The organism is Acetobacter nitrogenifigens DSM 23921 = NBRC 105050 (assembly GCF_000429165.1).
Lineage (GTDB): Bacteria > Pseudomonadota > Alphaproteobacteria > Acetobacterales > Acetobacteraceae > Acetobacter > Acetobacter nitrogenifigens.
This window is the reverse complement of record NZ_AUBI01000003.1, coordinates 181,580-200,182: the sequence shown is the minus strand read 5'-3', so window position 1 is coordinate 200,182 and position 18,603 is coordinate 181,580. Positions and strand designations below refer to the sequence as shown.

Genomic DNA, 18,603 nt, shown 5'->3' with positions numbered 1-18,603 from the left:
ATGACCATGTTTGGAAGAAAAACTCGACGGTTGTATCTTCTGTGCGCGGCGACCACGCTGGGCGCCTGCACGGTTGGACGAGATTTCAAGGAACCGCACGCCAACCTGCCGAGCAGGTGGAATGAAAGCCCTCATTCGGTAGCGAGCACAACCTATGGCGGCGCGGTCGATGCCACGTGGTGGAACAGCTTCCATGACGCCGAACTGACGTCTCTGGTTTCACGGCTCGCTGCTCAAAACTTTGATCTGGCTATGGCGGAGCAGCGCGTTGAGGAAGGACGGCAGGAACGAAACGCGGCTGCGTCTCAAGGACTCCCTCAGTTAGGCACCTCCGCCAGCTATTCGCGGACGATGATGAGCCCTCAAGGATTTCTGCAGCTTGTACAGCCCAGACCAGGCGCGCCGACTGAATACGATCTCTTCTCGAATTCGATCATGGCTTCCTGGGAGGCCGATCTTTTCGGACGTATCAGACGCAGGGTGGAAGCCGCACGCGCCAATACGGCGGCAGCTGAAGAGGCGCGACACGCGATCGCATTGGAGACTGTCTCCGACCTCGCGCTTAATTATTTCTCCTTAAGAGCTGTTCAGAATAAAATAGAAATTACAAAACGCAACGTCGCAATAGCAGAGCGAAACACCAGGCTCGTCCGCAACCAAATCATGTTTGGAACCGGCAATAACCTGGACCTGGCTGAGTCGCTAGAACTTGAAACGTCGATGCGTTCGACACTTCCAGCTATGGAATCTCTACGTTCTCACCTCTTGAACGCCATCACCTTGCTTCTCGCTCAATCCCCACATTCACTTGATGGCGAATTGCTGGCATCGACAAACCAACCTGACCTTCCACCGTCAGTACCGACCGGATTGCCGTCTGAACTCGCGCGACGTCGGCCGGACATTCGCGAAGCCGAGGCCAAACTCCACGCAGCAACAGCGCAGACTGGCGCTGCGGTTGCGGCCTTCTACCCTGACATTTCTTTGAGCGGGAATTTCGGTACGCAGTCCATTCAATTTCCCAAAATGTTCAATCTTAGTTCTCGGGCAGGCGCCGTTGGTCCCTCTCTCGACATCCCGATTTTTAAGGGAGGCCAGCTCCGCGCGGAATTGCATCTACGTAAGGCAGAGCAAAAAGAGGCCGCAATCGCCTATCAGAAAGTCGTTCTGAAAGCGTGGAATGAAGTAGATGACGCCATGGTTTCATATAGAAACGTACAAAAAACTCACGATGAGATTAAAAATACTGTAACGGAAGCGAAACGAGAACTAGATGTCGCTCAGCAACGCTACTCCGATGGAACAGAAAACTATCTGAATGTCATCGCATCTGAGCGTGAGTATCTCGACGAGAGCTCCCGCTTAGTGAGCAGCAAAGCCGAGTCCGAGGCTATGCTTGTTCAACTGTACAAATCACTCGGGGGAGGCTGGGAGTATGCTGAAGAAAACAAGGGGAAAGGCGCATGACTATAAAAGATGAGGCGTATTTTCGGATGCGCGACATCATAACCCGTTGCTTGCAAGATAAGGATTATGAAGAACCGTCATATGAAGATCTAGCCGACGATATCATCAAATCCCTTCACGAAAATGGTTATTCGATTACGAATTCCAACGGCTCTGCATGACATAGGTCTCAATCGAAACACGTTAAACTTTTGATGAAAGTAAAAATCGTGGTGAAGTTTATCGCTTATTCGAAGAATTCCAGTGTGTTACCGAATTTGGGGGATTCGGTTCTACTCGAAGAAGCCAATATCGGAGGATATGCCATTTGCAAGTCCAAAGGGTTTCGGCGTTGTTTCTCTGTATTTTTCGAAAAAAATTGGAACCATTCTTTACTTTCGGGATGGGTTGGGCGTGTCAGAAGGACAGAACCGACGATCGTTTCTCATTATCATGCGAATCTCATTGAAATGTGGTAATTTTTTGAAATTGATTCAAATAGAAGTTATTAAACATCGCCTGAGCATAAATGGGAGCGGTAGAAGATGTTCGAATATTGGTCCTTATTTTATCAAAAAAAAACAAAACCTGGAATCAGGAAAAAGAAATTCGATAACCTGGGATCTGTTATGGCGTTCATTAAACATAAGCGAGAAGATGCCGCTCCCTTAAAATTTTTGTATATTGTGTCACCATCTGGACAAAAATTATCCACCGATGGCGAAGAAATCCATTGAACAGAATCAGGGAGATTAAATTATAGAATAACACACAAAACTTATCCCAATGCTGTTAACTTATTGGTTGATTTACAAACACCGAATCACGTGGAAAGGATCGAAGAACTTCTTGACTTTGAGAGCGTGCCTGTTGCACCTATCCCCACAGTGGGCATGGTAACCATTTTCAAATAAATTCCGCTCGAAAAGGATGCGGGTGAAAAAACGACGACGCCCGTCGCCAAGTAGGGCATTGGGTAATTCCGAAGATAGCGACGACGGGTTGAACGGCGGCGAGAAAAATTGATTTCAGTTTGCCGCCGCGTGTTACGATAGCCGTGGACTGCCTCAGTCTGACGGATAAGCATTCGATAATGTTTCTGTTTCTATAAACCAAGAAGCTAATTTTCTATCAATTGGGTCGATTTCTCCTCGACGGGATAACCGGCGTGATCTGCTGGACATAAGGCCTTTTAATAAGCGGATCGGCATCATAAACACTGCCGACGATGAAGAACTCGGGTTCGACTTCATCAAACAATATTTCAGCTTCAGTGACATCGACCCTTTATCCGGGCGGCAGAGAAAGAACCGCAACCTTTCCGGCAGTACCGACAATGACGTGGATCTTCGTAGGCAGTCCGGCACGGCATAGCCTGATAGCCTGATCCTCGCCCCGGCTTTATGGCGCTCAGTTCGTTGCCAAAATCGCCATCGATTTGCTGCCGAAAGGGCTTGTCGCATATCCTCTCGACGATCCCGATACCTTCTCGAACCTCTGGGTTATCTGGAGTGGCATTTACTAAAGATTCCGTCATGATTTTTTCGATTATCGCGGCATACGGGTTAACCAGATAGCCGACGTTGGCGGGAAGAATCATGTCACCAGTGTCAACCCACCATCGACAATGATCGTCTGACCGGTAATGAAACCGCACCGCATCAGAAAAAGATAAACCTGAACGACCTCGTCAATCGTGGCCGTTCGTCCCATGGGGATCGCCTTGGCAAAGCGCTCCTTCGTGGCTTGAACGTCCGCCGGCGGCATGTTTCGCCAGAGTGGCGTTTCCGTCCAGGTCGGAGCCACCGCATTCACGCGCGCATTAGGCGCCAGTTCCACGGCCAGCCCCTGCACCAGCAGACGAATGGCGTCATTTCCGACGATAGCCCCGGAAGCATTGTCGGGCCGCCCGCCGGCTCCTGCGGTAAACACCATGCTGCCGCCCGCTCCAACCTTCGCCGCCGCATAACGCGCGATACGGAGATTCGCGAAGAGCTTTTCGTCGACCGCGCGATAGATCGTCTCGTAATCTGCGCCGAGGAACCCGCCCCCCATGAATCCGCCAGCCATCGACACAAGATGATCAAACGACGGGACGCTCTCGAAAAAGGATGCGAGGCTATCCTCATTTGACGCATCAACGATATGTCCTTTCACGCGAAAACCTCGCCCGGAGAATTCGTCCACCACCTGGCTCAGTTTCGCCGCGTCCCGGCCCGTCACCACGAGAGAAGCCCCAAGTGCCGCCGCCCGCTCCGCGAGAGCCTTCCCAAAGCCCGACGTGCCGCCGATCACGACAAGAGTTTTTCTGTTGAGGCTCATGATAGTGTTAACCTTTCTCAACACATGACGTTTACGTGCGGCCCGTTGCGTCACTAACCATAAGTCACAAACACTCGGCGATCCGCGTGGCGATGTCCTGATCATTTTCACCCGATGAACCGCTGACGCCGACCGCACCGATGACGGCCCCCTCGAGCAGAACCGGCACGCCTCCTTGCAGCGGCAACAACCCAGGGACCGTCGCCATCGACGCTTGACCGGTATTGATCATGTCTTCGAAGAGCTTTGACGGAGCACCGAGATACGCCGCCGTACGCGCTCCTCCAATAGCAACTTCCGCAGTAACAGGTGCAGCCTCGTCCATCCACACGAACGCAGGCGGGAGAGCGCTGCAGTCCACGATCGCGAGGAAGAGGGTCAAACTCCGCTCATCCGCGAGAGCCACGCCTTACGCCAGGATCCTCTGCGCCCCCTCGAGCAACAGAGAAACAGAGAAACAGAGAAACAGAGAAACAGAGAAACAGAGAAACAGAGAAACAGAGAAACAGACAGTCGGTCATCGATTCCACATAACGCTGCAACACCTTACGTAATCTGACACTGAAAAGAAGAGACATTTCATCTTGGAATAACTTCTTTATTCACTACATCTTCCAAATATCATCCGTAGGATGTTCTTTTCTCATCAGCATCACCCCTAAGCTCGCGCAAAAGCGCTCGCCCAGAATTGATAAGCATGAGAATGTCGATGCCTACAGCGGCAAATTGAACACCTGCAGCAAGATATCCCTTAGCGCGTTCAACATCCGTGGCGAGGACGCCTGCCGCTTTTCCGGCCGCTCTAGCAATGGACGTTCCATGTTCGATCGCCTTCACGACATCCGGATGCGTCGGTTGGTCCATAAGGTCCATAGACGCAGAAAGGTCGACCGGCCCAAAGAAGACGCCGTCGACACCGTCGACAGAGACGATTTCTTCGATGTTAGAAATTCCTTTTACACTTTCGACTTGAACGATCACGCAGATTTCTTTCACGCCAGAATCGGCGTAATCCGGTATGCTTGTCCAACGCGACGCACGTCCCAAAGCCGCGCCCACGCCGCGTATGCCGTTCGGCGGGTAGCGTGTCGCCGCCACGACCGCGCGCGCCTGTTCAGCAGTATCGATCATGGGAACCATCAGCGTCTGCGCGCCAATGTCCAACACCTGCTTGATGACGGCGGGATTGGCGTCCACAACCCGCACGACTGGATGTGAAGCATAGGGGGCCACCGCTTGAAGTTGCGCCAGAATGCTGCGCACGTCGTTTGGCCCGTGTTCGCCGTCAATCAGCAGCCAGTCTGCGCCGACCGTCGCAATCGCTTCTGTGGCATAGGGATCGGCAAAACTTGCCCAGATGCCCAGTTGCGAATCTCCAGAAGACAAAGCTTTCTTAAAGTTATTTACAGGAACTTGCATTGCGCTCTCCCTCCGGTATTCATGCACGATCGGACGTCTGCAGCCAGATCCGGCCTATGAAATTCTATACGGACCCTATCAAGATTAAGACTTGTCTTTCTGAGCTGCAGACTCTGCTTTCGTTACGTCGCCAACAGAGAAAAACTGAGGATTTATCACGTTGACCATGACGCGAACCGAAGCAAGTGGCGCATCCAAGGTGCGGCTGACCGTGCGAGCTACTTCGCGCACGCATTCACTGACGACCTTATCGTCACGCCCCTCAACGAGATTAATTTGTATAATCGGCATTGTATCTTCCCTTTCGTCAGCGAATTCGGAATTCGCAAAAACCTAACCCGGAGGCCTCCAGGCGAACATGCTGTCCTGCCTCCAGCGCAATCGCCGCAGTGGCGGCGCCCGCCATGACGACCATCCCGGGCTCCAGAGAAAGGCCCGCTTCGCCTGCAACGCGCGAGGCGGACACCAGCGCCCGCACTGGATCGCCCAAAATAGCGGCGCTCGACCCGTAGCCCACCGGGCGGCCGTCTACGTTCATGATCATTCCGATATTGTTCAGGTCTGTCCCCGGCTCACGCCAGGTTCCGACAACAAACCCAGAGGACGACGCGTTATCGGCTACCACGTCAGCCAAAGAGAATTTGAAATTTTCATAGCGGCTGTCAATCAACTCGATTGCACACGCCACGCCGCCCACGGCGTCAAGGGCTTGCAGCGGCGTAACGACGCCACTCAGCGGCTTACGAAGAAGAAAGGCTATTTCAGGCTCGGCTCGTGGATGGATATAACGCGACATTTCGGTAAAACCGCCGTCTTCCACGATCATGGAGCGCGTAAGGCGGCCCCAGATCAAGTCGCTGACGCCCATCTGCACCATCTTGGCTCGACTGGTGAAACCCATCTTGATGCCCACAATGGGATCGCCCCGTTGCACACGACGATCGATGCTCGCCGCCTGAATCGCATACGCCTCATCTACCCCGAAATTTTGCTCCTGCGTAATCTGCGGAATGGCTGTCGCAGAGATGGCCGCCGTATCAACCCTCTCAGCGAATTTTTGAATGAATGACATGATGTCCTCCTTTTTCCTCTAAGGGGTATCTGTTTATCTTCCGAACACGGCGCGCACGCTGCCCAGGCCGGCGACCTGCGCTTCGTAAACCTCCCCGCGCGCCACCGACACCATTGGCCCCAAAGCCCCGGAAAGGACTATTTGTCCGGCCTTGAGAGGCTGTTCCAGACGCACCATCTGGCGCGCGAGCCAGGTCAGCGCAGTCAACGGATTGCCCAGACATGCGGCGCCACAGCCCGTCGATACCGGCTCTCCTGCGTTATCGATGCGCATACCGCACAACCGGAGATCAAGCTTGTCGATTTTCCGAGGCTCGCCACCCAGCACATAGGCAGCGCTGGAGGCGTTGTCCGCGATTGTATCAAAGATCGATATTTTCCAGTCACGAATGCGGCTGTCCACGACCTCAATGGCTGGAAGTGCGTAAGCTACTGCGCCAATGACATCGACCATCGACAGCCCTTCCTGATCAAGATCCCGTTCCAGAACGAACGCGACTTCCGCCTCAATCTTCGGCTGAATAAGCGTGTTCCATGGAATTTCATCCATGTCCGCGTATTCCATCGTATCGAGCAGCGCACCGTAATCGGGCTGGTCAACGCCGAGCTGCGATTGAACGGATCGCGCTGTCAGACCAATCTTTCGCCCGGTCAAGCGCGCGCCGTTTCTTGAAAGATGAGCGACAACTTCGCGCTGCACCTTGTATGCGGCGCCAAGTCCCAGCGGTTCAATCAGTGATTTCACCGGATCCGTAGGGACCCGTTTGTCGAAAGCGCTAACAATTGCAGCCGCAGCATCACGAATGCCGCTTTCCTGATGAATATCCATATTCTCCACCTTGCACGCTGTTTTTCAGGAAAAATTATTTATTTCGTCTGGTACTTGAGAAATTCCGACATCCATCCCCTTGCCGCGTCGCATGAATCCGCCGACGAACACGACGATCAGCACCAGCAATACGACAGTCGTAACAGCCATGAAGGACCAGATCGCCGTAGCGAGAGTGTTCGAGATATGAGTTGAGTGTGACATGAAGATGCACAACATGCCCATTACCAGAATAGCCACGGCGCCAGAAAAAAGCGTGATATTTACTTCAAAGGCCATATAGCGGCCCAGAAATGGCGGCCTGTATGGCACCACGCCGTTCTCATCGTAATTAGCTCCACCGTAGAGCTTCGTCGTCAGGGACGCACTGAAAAAGCCTGTGTAAGCAGCTATCGACAAAAATGATGCATACCACAGATTACGACCGGACCCGTCGTCGGGCGTCCAGATAAAGTAGAGCGCGAGAGCGGCGACGCCGATATAGCTCAACACTTGCCAGACCACATGAAAGCGCGCGTGGGGAACCCAGTGCGGATTCGTCATATGCGTCTCGTTTGAGTCAAAAATCGCGGGAATCGCGCTGTAGCCCAGCGTACTGAGCGTCAGAAGAATTTGAGCAGGAAGATCACTCACTGTGCTTCCCTCCTATTTTACGGCCCACACGAAGCATCCGCATTCGGTTTCACTATAAGCGGCATGCTGGGCTGGCGCCTCCGGATAAAAAGTGTATCGCTGGACGATACATATGTATCGTTGTTTGATGATGTTTATGCTCTCTAAGCCTGATCGACCAGTACTTTCCGGGTCGAATTTATCAAAAATCTGTGCTTAAACAGACGAACTACACAGATGCGTGTGTTTCTGAGAGCAGGGGCGGGCTGTCACTTGCCACCCTGCTCTTGTCCTATAGGTCTACAAAAGGGCGCCGGACGTTCTCCGCCTGATCGCATTCAGAAAAGCTTCGCGGTAGCCGCACGATCGTCATGTTGGATCAGGTGGCGAGTTTCGGGCAGGTGCGCCATACCGCGACGCGTTGAATGTTGCGCGACGGCCCCATGCTCTGACCTTATGTAAAATCTACCGTCTTCGTTGGTTGCCTTGCGACAGATAGGCCTTACTCCAAAAAGTAATGGCGCTCCGGTAGACAGCTTCGGCGACGATCAGACCGCCGAACAACCTCACGGCTCGAGCCTCCAGGAAGCCCGATTTTGTGTTCGCCAAACGATACAGCTATGGTTGCTTTCCAAGACTTCAGGGGCAGTGGACTGGAAATGAAGCCAAGCAGGTCAACTGTCGGTCGCAATTGTGCGACAGACATAGACAATACCGGTGAAGCGGGGCCGGCTCGAGGCGAAATGCGCCTCATTTCACGCGCTGCAGCTATCCTGCGCGCCCTTGCAGACCATGGCGACGGCCTTAGCCTTGGAAAGATCGCGACTGAAACCGGCTTGGTGCGCGCTACAGTTCAGAGAATTGTCGGGGCGCTCGAAGCAGAAGGTTTTGTCACAACGAACCCACTGACACCCGGGGTGTCTCTTGGCGCCGAACTGGCCCGGATTGCCGGGTCGGTCCATCGCGACGTCATCAGTATGTGTCGCCCTCATATGAAAATTCTCAACAAGCGCGTCAATGACACGATCGACCTGACCATATTGCAAGGTTCGACGGCTGTAGTTGTTGAACAGGTACACGCCCCGCATACGTTGAAGGTGGTCACCCATGTCGGCACGCCACTCCCGCTGCACTGCACTGCGAGCGGCAAGGCTCATTTGTCGCAACTGTCTGCCGAACAATGCAAAGCCCTCCTCGCTACGCCCCTGAGAAGGCACACCTCACGAACCTTGTTCGACGCCAATGCACTAATCGCTGGCATTCAGGCGACTCCAGAGGACTGTATTTTTCAAGACGTCGAGGAATACTCAGAAGGCGTGTGCGCAATAGCTGCCCCTATCCGTGGAATCCTCACCGGTAATTATGCTCTTTCCATTCTTCAGACACGGCAGCGCTACGACGCCCAATCGGGTGACACGGAGAAAATGCTTTTGGAATGTCGCGATGCTATTGAGCGGGCTGCGGGGCTTTGACGCTCTGACATAGCTGCGGCATGTCTCTCCGGCCTACACGATCAGCCTCAAAGCGTATGTCGTTAGGCGCCCGTCGCAGGTGAGCCGTCAGGGCGGCCATGTTGGGGCGCGCGACGTTCAGGCAACGCGGCAGCCGTTCTTTGAAGCGCGTAAGCTGCGGCGGGCGGCTACAATGTGTATTTTGGAAGAGATCTGGCAATAGCAGGCCGCCAGAGCGCACCAATTATCTTTAAGCGACGGCAGTTGTGATTACTGTCCGGATATTTTGCCTTTCACACGATCTCTGAAATTTAACGCAACTGTTCACTGCCTAAGCGCTCATCCCAAGGACTGCCCAGATGAGGATAGAGCGCAGCTCGAAAGCGACGAACCGCCTCTGACTCGATAAAACGTCGATAGGCCGCCTCGCTGGCGAAGGTTTCAGTCAGGATAAAATGATTCGACGCGTCGCCAGCCTGCTGTATCAGGGCGATCGACTGAACATTCGGATCGTTTTTTAGCTGATCGCGATAATTGACCAGAAGCTTTTCTCCCTCGACCTGATCGCTCGGCATCAAGTCAACATTCACGATAGAATGAAACGCACCTGTGGTCGGAGCAGCCAAGGCAGGGACGGTTATCGCCATAGAGACAAGATAGAGATATTTTCTAAAAAACATTTTAATACCCTATGATTTCATGAATGAAAGAAGCTCTGCGCGGAATCGCTCCGGCATCTCTAAGTGCGGCACATGGCCAGCATCTGAGAAAGAGATAAATCGACCATTGCGCAGCTCGTTTACTGCCTGCTGCGCTGCCGGATGGATCCCCGGCATCGCCGCTCTGGCTGCGGCGGATGCATAGGATATGAGCGGCGCCGAACGGTCCTTCGTTCCCGCAGTAAGCATGACGGGCATGGTGAGGGAAGCGTAGAGCGGACGAACTGGTTCTCGATAAATCATTTGGTAAGTAAGCGCCGAAGCGCGGGCGAAGCGATCGAACTCGCTTGATAGCGTTGTCCGCATTCGCCATGTCACAAATGGCTCATAAGAATTCTTAGGCAACAATGGAAAGAAGTGAGCAATGAACGCCCGGTAGCTGTCGATCGTGTATGCATGCTCGGCCGTAACCAGCGTTTCAGTTTCCTGCGAGGGGATGAAAGCACGGTAATCGACCAATCCGATCGGGTCTTCGAGGACGAGTTGCTCAATCCGATCGGGCACCATACTGGCCATGCGCACAGCGAGCGCACCGCCGGTCGAGTGGCCGAACAACGTGATTCGGCCAAGCGACAGGGCGTCAGCCAAGGCCAGGGTGTTGCGTGAGAGCGCTTCGAAAGAATAGTCGAGATCAGGCTTGGAGGATTTGTTGAAACCGATCTGGTCTGGCACGATCACCCGGAAGCCGGCGCCCCGCAGCCAGTCGATCGGTCCGCTCCAGTAGCTGCCATCAAAGTTTTTTCCGTGCAGCAAAAAGATCGCCCGGCCATTGGCCCCCGACGTCGGCGCGAAATCCATATAGGCCATACGCACTGACTGGCCGCCCATCACAAGCGGCAGGAATGAAACAGGGCCTGGATATGGCCACCCCTCCAACCCGATGCCAAGGGGCTCCGTGGTTTCGGTTGTGGCTGGCTGGAGCGGTCCCGCCATTGTTCGACCTGCCGTTACAGCAAGTGCGGCGGTCGCGATCGGCAGCGTCAAGGCGCTTCGTCGGGTCACTGCCGGGAGTGCGGAAAAAGTATCGGGCATAGTGTCATCTCCCCAAAGGTCAGGGCGCCGCGGCAGCGACAGGATAATCCGTATAGCCCTGCATGCCGCCGCCAAAGAAAGTATCCCCGTCAGGCTCTGAGAGAGGGAGATCTTCGTGAAGACGTGCAACCAGATCGGGATTGGCGACATAAGGACGACCGAAGAGGCGTCTTCTCCCATCATCATGAGCTATCGTTCAGGAGATCAGTCTCCCGAACTCGTCGTGATGGCGCATACGATCAAGGAGATATATTCCGATCTGGGTTATCCCATCCCCGACGGGATACAGACGCTGGCTGGAACTGGTCCGGCATTTACGTGAATTTCACCTCGTTCCATGGAAACTATCAGAAGCATGCCGTTGAAAAATAGGACTGACAAGGCAAGTCGTGACTTTGTCGATGCCCTGGCCCGCGGCCTGGATGTTCTGCTCACTTGCGCCGACGCCTCCGAGGGGCTGACCCTTGCTGAAGTGGCGCGTCGTACTGATACGACACGCGCCAGCGCGAGACGCTCCTTGCTGACACTCGTTGCGAAAGGGTATCTGGTCAGTGATGGGCGTTTGTTCTCCCTGACCCCCAAAGTTCTGGCCCTCGCGGCGCCAATGATTTCGGCGCCGCTCACGCGCAATGTGCAGCCTGTTTTGGATGAACTGAGTAACCGCTTTGACGAGAGTTTCTCGGTTGCGGTGCTCTCGGGTTCCGACATTATCTATCTGGCGCGGGCGGAGGCCCGTCGGATCGTCTCGCTCAATCTGGGACCGGGCACGCGCCTGCCTGCCTGGTGCACCTCGCTGGGACGAGTCCTGCTTGCCGACCTGCTTCCCGCAGACTGGGCTCGCCTCATCCCTCCCGTTCTTGTGCAGAGGACAGTAACGACCAAAACCGATCGTACTCTGTTGCTGCAGGAACTTCGTCGCGTGGCCGAGGATGGTTACAGCATTCTCGACGAGGAACTCGAACCTGGTCTTCGCTCCCTTGCTGTCCCCATAAGGCGACAAGGGAAGCAGGTGGTCGCGGCGCTGAATGTCGGCACACAGAGTCACCGAACCAGCCGGAATGATTTGGAAGAGGTTTTCCTCCCAGCCCTGAAACAGGCGGCCGATATCGTAGCCCCAGCGTTTTATTGATCGCATAATATTTTGTTCTGCCCGAAATGTTTTCGGACGGATGGTGCGCAGGTCTGTCGGCTTGCAACGCGGCATGATCCCGTATTTTTTACTTGCATCCTTTTTATTCGGGCGGAGTATGTGCGTATAGCGAATTTATGTGCGCTAAGCGCACATTTTGCGGCATCTCGTTGTGCGTGCAGGAGAGAAAATATGATCGATAAACGGGTACGTGATGTCGCCGAAGGGCTGGAGGGCATCCAGGATGGATCGACGGTCATGGTCGGCGGTTTCGGCTCGGTCGGGCAGCCTGACTCCCTGATCGAAGGTCTGATTGAGCAAGGCGCTCGGGAACTCGTCATCGTCGCTAATAATGCTGGTAGCGGCCATGTTGGTCTTGCGAAACTGATGGAAGCTGGTCGGGTGCGAAAAATCATCTGCTCCTTCCCGCGCTCCGCCGGATCGGTCGTATTTGAAGATCTGTTCAAGGCTGGAAAACTGGAACTGGAAATTGTTCCCCAGGGAACCTTGGCTGAACGCATCCGGGCGGCAGGCGCCGGCGTCCCCGCATTTTATACGGCGACCGGCGTTGGCACCAAGATTGCCGAAGGAAAAGAAACCCGTGAATTTGACGGCAAGACCTACCTGATGGAGCGTTGGCTTCCGGCTGATGTGGCCCTGGTGGAAGCGTGGCGCGTCGATCGCTGGGGCAACTGCGACTATCGCGGAAGCGGTCGGAATTTCAACGCGATCATGGCCACAGCGGCAAAAACCACAATCGTGCTTGCAAGGAAAATTGTCGAACTGGGCGAGATTCGTCCGGAAAACGTCGTTACGCCGGGCCTGTTCGTCAGCCGTGTCGTGCCATTCCAGAGCAATGTGTCGGTTTGATAGAGAGTATTCTCAAGGAAAAGTCGCATGTCCGAATTTACACCTCTCTCCCGTCGCGCAATGGCCGCTCGTGTGGCGCACGACATCCCGGAAGGTTGGGTCTGCAACCTTGGAATCGGGATTCCGACCCTGGTTGCAGACTGCCTGCCGAAAGACCGGGAAATTATCCTCCATTCGGAAAATGGCATTTTGGGTATGGGGCCTTCACCGGCACCCGAGGATGTCGATCCGTGGATGATCAACGCAGGCAAGCAGAATGTCACCTTGCTTGATGGCGCATCATTGTTTCATCACGCAGACAGTTTCGCGATGATCCGTGGCGGGCATATCGATCTGTGTATTCTCGGTGCGTTCGAGGTGGCGGAAAATGGAGATATTGCGAACTGGGCTACATCTGCTGAAGACGCGGCGCCCGCTGTAGGTGGAGCGATGGATCTTGCCGTGGGCGCCAAGCGGATATGGGTCGTGACCGAGCACACGACGAAGGATGGCGTTCCAAAACTGGTGAGTCATTGCTCCTATCCACTGACGGCGCCGGGCGTCGTAGACCGCATCTACACCAATCTTGCGGTCATTGATGTGACGTCGCGCGGGTTTGAGGTGGTCGAAATTATCCCCGGCCTGAGTTTTGAGGCGTTGCAGGTGCAAACTGGCGCGGTGCTGTACAGGAAAGAGAACTGATATGCCTGAGGCATTTATCTGTGACTTCACTCGCACGCCAATCGGCCGCTTCGGCGGCGCCCTGAAGGATGTCCGTGCGGATGATCTCGCGGCGCATCCGCTTCGCGTCCTGCGTGAACGTAACACATCCGTAGACTGGGATGCTGTGGATGATTGCTATCTTGGCTGCGCCAATCAGGCCGGTGAAGATAACCGTGATGTCGCACGCATGGCTGTTCTCCTCGCCGGATATCCTGTCACGACGCCGGGATCGACCATCAATCGCCTCTGCGGTTCCGGACTTGACGCCGTAGGCACTGCGGCAAGAATGATCCGTTCGGACCAAGGCGAGCTTTTGTTGGCGGGCGGCGTTGAAAGTATGACCCGCGCTCCCTTTGTAATGGGCAAGGCTAGCGAAGCGTTTAGCCGTAAAGCAGAGATGTTCGATACGACGATTGGCTGGCGCTTCGTCAACCCCGCCATGAAGGCGGCCTGGGGCGTGGATTCCATGCCTGAAACGGGAGAAAATGTTGCAGAGCGGTATGGCATTTCGCGAGCGGATCAGGATTTGTTCGCGTTCAACTCACAACAACGCGCCGCCAAAGCTCAGGCCAGCGGTTTCTTCTCTAAAGAGATTACGCCGATAACCGTTAAAACACGAAAGACAAAGAGCGTTTTTTCACAAGATGAGCATCCGCGTGCAGACACGACGCTTGAGGCGTTGAATAAACTACGCGCCCCATTCAAGGCTGAGGGCGGCACGGTGACGGCAGGCAACGCCTCTGGCGTCAACGATGGTGCGGCAGCGCTTGTGCTTGCAAGTGAAAAGGGCGCATCACGTCACGGTCTTACGCCACGAGCGCGCGTCGTCGCCATGGCGACCGCAGGAGTGGAGCCGGGCGTCATGGGCATTGGCCCTGCGCCCGCGGTGACGAAGCTTCTCGCGCGGACATGTCTGTCGCTTGCAGACATTGATATCTTCGAGTTGAACGAGGCGTTTGCCAGTCAGTCCCTCGCGGTGCTGCGTCAGCTTGGCCTCCCGGATGACGCCGCTCATGTCAATCCAAATGGCGGCGCAATTGCACTGGGTCATCCTTTGGGAATGTCGGGTGCACGTTTGGCTCTCACGGCTGTTAGTGCGCTTGAGACGCTTGGTCTGAGACGTGCGATAGCGACCATGTGCGTCGGAGTCGGACAGGGCGTCGCGCTTCTGATCGAGCGTGTCTAAGGGGCGTTCTTTGATGAACGGCGTCTGCTGTTTAAGCTGCAAGAGCGAGCGTGGGCGACAGGTGATGATGGTGAGTAGTTATCTAACGGGCAGTTATAATGATTTTGTGGGTTGACGTGTTTCCGGCTCCGGCCATTTCTTCGCTTTAGTGGAGTCCACTCACTGTAAAAGAGTTTTGAGTCCGTCAGCTGTTCTTGGGCCCGTATGTAGAGTGGCGCGGGTAAATCTCTAAACGGCACAGGTAAATGTCGGAGATGGCAGGTTGCGACGCTATTACTCTGCGAAAGTTGCGCCGGCGGCCTGAAGCGGCTGCAAGCTATCATTCTTGCGAAGCTGATCGGCCATGCTTTCCAGGAACACACGAACGCGCGTAGGGACGAGGGTTCGCGTCGGTAGCAATGCGCAGATCGGCGCCGGAGGACTTCTCCATTCAGGTAGAACATGAATAAGCCTTCCGGCGCGTACATCTTCGGCTACGTCGATCCACGATTTCATTGCGATGCCTGAGCCAGCCAACGCCCAATCGTGCCAGACTTCGCCATTGTTGCAACGAAGTCTCGATCTGGCCTCGATCTCAGCGAGACGGCCGTCAGGACCGATCAGTTTCCATACGGCGCCGGGCCCCTGATGCAGGCAATCGTGATCCACGAGAGCTTCTGGCGTCATGGGTGTCTCTCGTGCGGCGAGATAGTCTTTTGACGCGACAATTACGCGGTGGTTGCGCTTGACGCAGACGCAGCCGGATACCTGCGTAATCAGGACCTCAATCCGGACGCCTATCACGCGACCCGCGCAACGCGGAGCAAGAAGCCCAGGCGACAAAGCCGCGAACGGACGGGACGCCCTGGACGTTGCAGGATCAGGCGTTGTAGCGGATGCGGACGACCCGCGCGGATGGGACAGCCCGTGTTTACACGGTCGCGGGCCACAGCATGGGCGGCGCGCTGTGGACGCCTAACACGCTGGTGCCGGTCAGCGGCGCGTATTCCAACATTCACCGCGACATGCTGATCGGCGCGGTGACCTTCGTGAACAATGCCTAGGGATATTTCACGCGGATCTCGGTGGTCGATCCCGCGACTTACGATCTTGAAGGCGACGTCCAGCGAGGCTCGGTGACGATCGAATGTCTGCCGTATGCGCGGCTGATAGAGCGATATGACGGCGCGGGAGTGCTGTTCTATCTCGACCCGCCTTACTGGGGATCAGAGGACTATTACGCCGCCACGTTCGATCGGTCTGCGTTCGCGTCTCTGGCTGACTTTTTGGCGTCATTGCGCGGGACGTTCATGCTTTCGATCAACGACCGACCGGAGACGCGAGAAGTATTCGCGCCGTTTCATTTGATGGAGGTTGAAGCCGCATACGGCTTGGATAGTCGCTTTGCGGGACGCGCCCCGAGGGGCGAATTATTGGTCTCTAACGTCTCTCTTAGACGGCTCTAGGAGGCGCCCGTCGGACCATTGTCTGGGGTTCCAAACGTTGTGTCCGGCGGTTCCAAACCATCTGGTGCGCTTCATTGCTGCGATGTGGATTGCGGACATGAAAGTATGAGCGCAGCGGTCGTATCTGGTTGCAACACGCCTCCAGTCTTTCAGTTTTGCGAACATGTTTTCGATCAGATAGCGCTTTTTATACAGGCGCCAGTCGTAAGGCGGCTTTGATTTCCGGTTCTTCTTCGGCGGAATACAGGCAGTGATGTTGCGTTCCGCCAGAGACGGCCAGATCCGGTTGCTGTCGTATCCCCTGTCGCCAATGCTTACTCTGTCCCGTTGGGGAGATCCGCCAGCAGCACGTCTGCGCCTCTGAAGTCACTGACCTGTCCCGCAGTCAGATGAAGGCGGACAGGCCTACCCTGACATCGCACACGGCATGCAGCTTTCGATATAGCGGGGAAAAGCCCTTTTTGAGCAGCGACGCTGCCATTCTGTGCGCTTTGAGATGTGTCACGTCAATCATCAGACGCTTCGACCGGCCAGCATGCTCTGTCAGGGCGACAAAGATCCGGTCAAAGACGCCCAGGCGGCTCCATCGGATGAAGCGGTTATACAAGATCTTGTGCGGACCATAGGCTTTCGGGGCGTCTTTCCACTGAAGGCCGTTGCGGATCACATAAACAATCCTGCTCAGGATCCGTCGGTCGTCCACGCGTGGCACCCCATGCGCCAGCGGAAAATGCGGCCAGATCTTCTCCATCTGGCTCTCAGACAGCAAAAACACATCCCTCAAAGACAGCTCCTCCATCGGAGACCTGTGAATCGCAACACCCCACTCAATCCAATACATTAATAGGTGCCGAGCCTAAAATCGGGCCACAAGCATTCCATCTGTTTGTGTGTCAGTCAATGCGGTTCACTCATATTTCGTCTTATAAGATAGAATTAAAATTCTTCCAAAATCTGTAGAAGTTGCGAGCAAATGCCCAATCCCGGAATCACCGTCCACTATTTAAATGCGATGAACCTGCGAATTCGATAAAATCTTCCACATATTGAATTTCTTCGTCAGTCTCACGGCAACCAAGAAATATCTTCTTCGCGATACCCATTTTTCCAAGGCTTATCGTACAAAGTTCAAACCGTGATGCATATTCTTCTGCGAGCCATCGGGGGAGCGCCGCGACACCTCGACCGTGCGCTACCATCACCAGCATAATGTCAGTCGTTTCTATCTGTGTCTGCTGCCGCGGGGCGATGCCTGCCGGCTGGAGAAACTGCGTGTAAATATCGAGACGCTCTGTCGGAACCGGATATGTTATCAACGTTTCGCCTGCCAAGTGCTCAGGCAAAACAAATTTTTCACCCCTCAACGAGTGCTTACTCCCAACAACCAGAACAAGTTCATAGTCAAAAACCGGCGTGAACTTCAGGCCTGGCTTATAAAGTGGGTCAGGGGTGACCAAAATATCAATTTCGTTACTGAAAAGCGCGCCAATTCCACCAAATTGGAATTTTTGCCTTACATCGACATCGACTTTCGGCCACCGATCCAGGTAAGGGGATACGACTTTGATAAGCCATTGATAACAGGGATGACACTCCATTCCGATGCGCAACGTGCCACGCTCGCCATTTGCGAATTGCTCGAGGCGATTTTCCGCCAGTTCAAACTGGGGAAGCAACCGGTTCGCCAACGACAACAGCCACTCCCCCGCTTGAGTGAGCGCCAACGATCGTCCTTCCCGTCGCCATATCTTCACGCCAAGCTGACGTTCTATCTTGCGGATGGCGTGACTGAGAGCCGGCTGAGTCAGATGCAGGCGCGCCCCCGCAGCCGTCAACGATCCCTCTCGCGCAACTTCTTGAATAATTATCAAATGACTGCGCTCAAGAACACTCATGCATGGCTCCAAATTACACTATTTTTATTTGACATAGCAATATATTACTTTATTTCATTTTTTGAAACTCCTATCATCGGCGAAGACATGGATCATCCGCATGTCTACCTTTGATAACGAACGATGACGCCTGATCGTACGCAAGTCAGAGGAAGAAGTTTTCTCAAAGAGACGCTTATACCGGCCTCGAAGGGCGGCGCAGATAGAGAGTATGATGGTGCGATCTGGACATGTGATGCCAAACCCAAGACGCCCCTCCTGAAGCGGAAAGCCAGTTCGGATGTCCGTGCTGCATAATGCCATTGTTCTGATAATCAGTGCAACACGCGGTTTAAGTAGCAAATGCAGAGCGGACTGAGCCCCGGCGTTTTGCGTCATCGTCAGCGGCCTGGTCTCCATTTCTGCCAAGAGGGGAAGTGATTTCTTACTTTGCGTTATTTTTGAAATGCACAATTTTCAGACGGTTACTAGAAAA

At 54.5% G+C, this 18,603-nt stretch carries 22 protein-coding genes and 1 pseudogene; 10 read left to right on the top strand and 13 right to left on the bottom strand.

Annotated elements, in window-relative coordinates:
* Positions 1–1,467 (top strand): efflux transporter outer membrane subunit, encoded by a 1,467-nt coding sequence (locus tag G442_RS0105775; RefSeq protein WP_084440386.1) that lies wholly within the window; start codon positions 1–3, stop codon positions 1,465–1,467.
* Positions 1,464–1,628 carry a hypothetical protein gene (locus G442_RS24945; protein WP_154660352.1) on the top strand — a complete coding sequence of 55 codons (165 nt, stop codon included), beginning with the start codon at positions 1,464–1,466 and terminating at the stop codon, positions 1,626–1,628. The genes G442_RS0105775 and G442_RS24945 overlap by 4 nt, the downstream gene beginning before the upstream one ends.
* 1,088 nt (positions 1,629–2,716) lie before the next feature.
* On the opposite strand, the gene G442_RS24940 is transcribed toward G442_RS24945, so the two are convergent.
* The 8 genes from G442_RS24940 to G442_RS21040 form a co-directional block, all read right to left on the bottom strand.
* Positions 2,717–3,046 carry a hypothetical protein gene (locus G442_RS24940; protein ID WP_154660351.1) on the bottom strand — a complete coding sequence of 110 codons (330 nt, stop codon included), beginning with the start codon at positions 3,044–3,046 and terminating at the stop codon, positions 2,717–2,719.
* Positions 3,043–3,768, bottom strand: a complete 726-nt coding sequence (locus G442_RS0105760; protein ID WP_035376237.1) for an SDR family oxidoreductase — start codon at positions 3,766–3,768, stop codon at positions 3,043–3,045. The genes G442_RS24940 and G442_RS0105760 overlap by 4 nt, the downstream gene beginning before the upstream one ends.
* Positions 3,769–3,832: 64 nt before the next feature.
* Positions 3,833–4,174 carry a GlcG/HbpS family heme-binding protein gene (locus tag G442_RS21045; RefSeq protein WP_051291988.1) on the bottom strand — a complete coding sequence of 114 codons (342 nt, stop codon included), beginning with the start codon at positions 4,172–4,174 and terminating at the stop codon, positions 3,833–3,835.
* A gap of 215 nt (positions 4,175–4,389) precedes the next feature.
* Complete coding sequence (locus G442_RS0105750; RefSeq protein WP_026397221.1) at positions 4,390–5,187, bottom strand: aldolase/citrate lyase family protein; 798 nt, start codon at positions 5,185–5,187, stop codon at positions 4,390–4,392.
* Between the two features lie 84 nt (positions 5,188–5,271).
* Positions 5,272–5,478: a tautomerase family protein gene (locus G442_RS0105745; RefSeq protein ID WP_026397220.1), complete on the bottom strand. Its 207-nt coding sequence runs from the start codon at positions 5,476–5,478 to the stop codon at positions 5,272–5,274.
* A gap of 16 nt (positions 5,479–5,494) precedes the next feature.
* Positions 5,495–6,259, bottom strand: a complete 765-nt coding sequence (locus tag G442_RS0105740; RefSeq protein WP_026397219.1) for a 2-keto-4-pentenoate hydratase — start codon at positions 6,257–6,259, stop codon at positions 5,495–5,497.
* A gap of 33 nt (positions 6,260–6,292) precedes the next feature.
* Positions 6,293–7,087 (bottom strand): 2-keto-4-pentenoate hydratase, encoded by a 795-nt coding sequence (locus G442_RS0105735; protein ID WP_035376236.1) that lies wholly within the window; start codon positions 7,085–7,087, stop codon positions 6,293–6,295.
* A 24-nt stretch (positions 7,088–7,111) separates the two neighbouring features.
* Positions 7,112–7,720: a DUF6640 family protein gene (locus G442_RS21040; RefSeq protein ID WP_051291986.1), complete on the bottom strand. Its 609-nt coding sequence runs from the start codon at positions 7,718–7,720 to the stop codon at positions 7,112–7,114.
* A gap of 722 nt (positions 7,721–8,442) precedes the next feature.
* Between G442_RS21040 and G442_RS0105725 the strand changes: the two genes are divergently transcribed.
* Positions 8,443–9,171, top strand: a complete 729-nt coding sequence (locus G442_RS0105725) for an IclR family transcriptional regulator (RefSeq protein ID WP_026397217.1) — start codon at positions 8,443–8,445, stop codon at positions 9,169–9,171.
* Positions 9,172–9,461: 290 nt separating this feature from the next.
* Here the strand turns inward: G442_RS0105725 and G442_RS0105720 are convergent, their stop codons facing one another.
* Together G442_RS0105720 and G442_RS0105715 are read right to left on the bottom strand one after the other, a co-directional pair.
* On the bottom strand, positions 9,462–9,776 hold the full coding sequence (locus G442_RS0105720) for an antibiotic biosynthesis monooxygenase (RefSeq protein ID WP_211229119.1): 315 nt from the start codon (positions 9,774–9,776) through the stop codon (positions 9,462–9,464).
* Positions 9,777–9,839: 63 nt separating this feature from the next.
* Positions 9,840–10,901, bottom strand: a complete 1,062-nt coding sequence (locus G442_RS0105715) for an alpha/beta fold hydrolase (protein ID WP_051291984.1) — start codon at positions 10,899–10,901, stop codon at positions 9,840–9,842.
* 115 nt (positions 10,902–11,016) lie between these two features.
* Between G442_RS0105715 and G442_RS0105710 the strand changes: the two genes are divergently transcribed.
* From G442_RS0105710 to pcaF, 5 genes are all read left to right on the top strand, one after another.
* On the top strand, positions 11,017–11,223 hold the full coding sequence (locus G442_RS0105710) for a hypothetical protein (RefSeq protein WP_026397214.1): 207 nt from the start codon (positions 11,017–11,019) through the stop codon (positions 11,221–11,223).
* A 33-nt stretch (positions 11,224–11,256) separates the two neighbouring features.
* The gene (locus G442_RS0105705; protein WP_035376234.1) at positions 11,257–12,030 is read left to right on the top strand and encodes an IclR family transcriptional regulator domain-containing protein; all 774 of its coding nucleotides are present in this window, start codon (positions 11,257–11,259) and stop codon (positions 12,028–12,030) included.
* Positions 12,031–12,222: 192 nt separating this feature from the next.
* Positions 12,223–12,900 (top strand): 3-oxoacid CoA-transferase subunit A, encoded by a 678-nt coding sequence (locus G442_RS0105700; protein ID WP_026397212.1) that lies wholly within the window; start codon positions 12,223–12,225, stop codon positions 12,898–12,900.
* A 27-nt stretch (positions 12,901–12,927) separates the two neighbouring features.
* On the top strand, positions 12,928–13,581 hold the full coding sequence (locus G442_RS0105695; protein ID WP_026397211.1) for a 3-oxoacid CoA-transferase subunit B: 654 nt from the start codon (positions 12,928–12,930) through the stop codon (positions 13,579–13,581).
* A gap of 1 nt (position 13,582) precedes the next feature.
* Positions 13,583–14,788, top strand: a complete 1,206-nt coding sequence (gene pcaF / locus G442_RS0105690; RefSeq protein ID WP_026397210.1) for a 3-oxoadipyl-CoA thiolase — start codon at positions 13,583–13,585, stop codon at positions 14,786–14,788.
* 273 nt (positions 14,789–15,061) lie between these two features.
* On the opposite strand, the gene G442_RS21035 is transcribed toward pcaF, so the two are convergent.
* On the bottom strand, positions 15,062–15,571 hold the full coding sequence (locus G442_RS21035; protein ID WP_051291980.1) for a substrate binding domain-containing protein: 510 nt from the start codon (positions 15,569–15,571) through the stop codon (positions 15,062–15,064).
* Between the two features lie 92 nt (positions 15,572–15,663).
* Between G442_RS21035 and G442_RS24935 the strand changes: the two genes are divergently transcribed.
* Positions 15,664–15,831, top strand: coding sequence for a hypothetical protein (locus G442_RS24935; RefSeq protein WP_154660349.1), 168 nt, complete (start codon positions 15,664–15,666; stop codon positions 15,829–15,831).
* Between the two features lie 21 nt (positions 15,832–15,852).
* Positions 15,853–16,233 (top strand): DNA adenine methylase, encoded by a 381-nt coding sequence (locus tag G442_RS21030; protein ID WP_051291978.1) that lies wholly within the window; start codon positions 15,853–15,855, stop codon positions 16,231–16,233.
* 75 nt (positions 16,234–16,308) lie between these two features.
* Here G442_RS21030 and G442_RS24285 read toward each other — a convergent pair.
* Positions 16,309–17,017: pseudogene (locus tag G442_RS24285) on the bottom strand (IS5 family transposase); the annotation flags it as partial.
* Positions 17,018–17,222: 205 nt separating this feature from the next.
* The gene (locus tag G442_RS0105665; RefSeq protein WP_026397209.1) at positions 17,223–18,128 is read right to left on the bottom strand and encodes a LysR family transcriptional regulator; all 906 of its coding nucleotides are present in this window, start codon (positions 18,126–18,128) and stop codon (positions 17,223–17,225) included.
* Between the last annotated feature and the right edge of the window lie 475 nt (positions 18,129–18,603).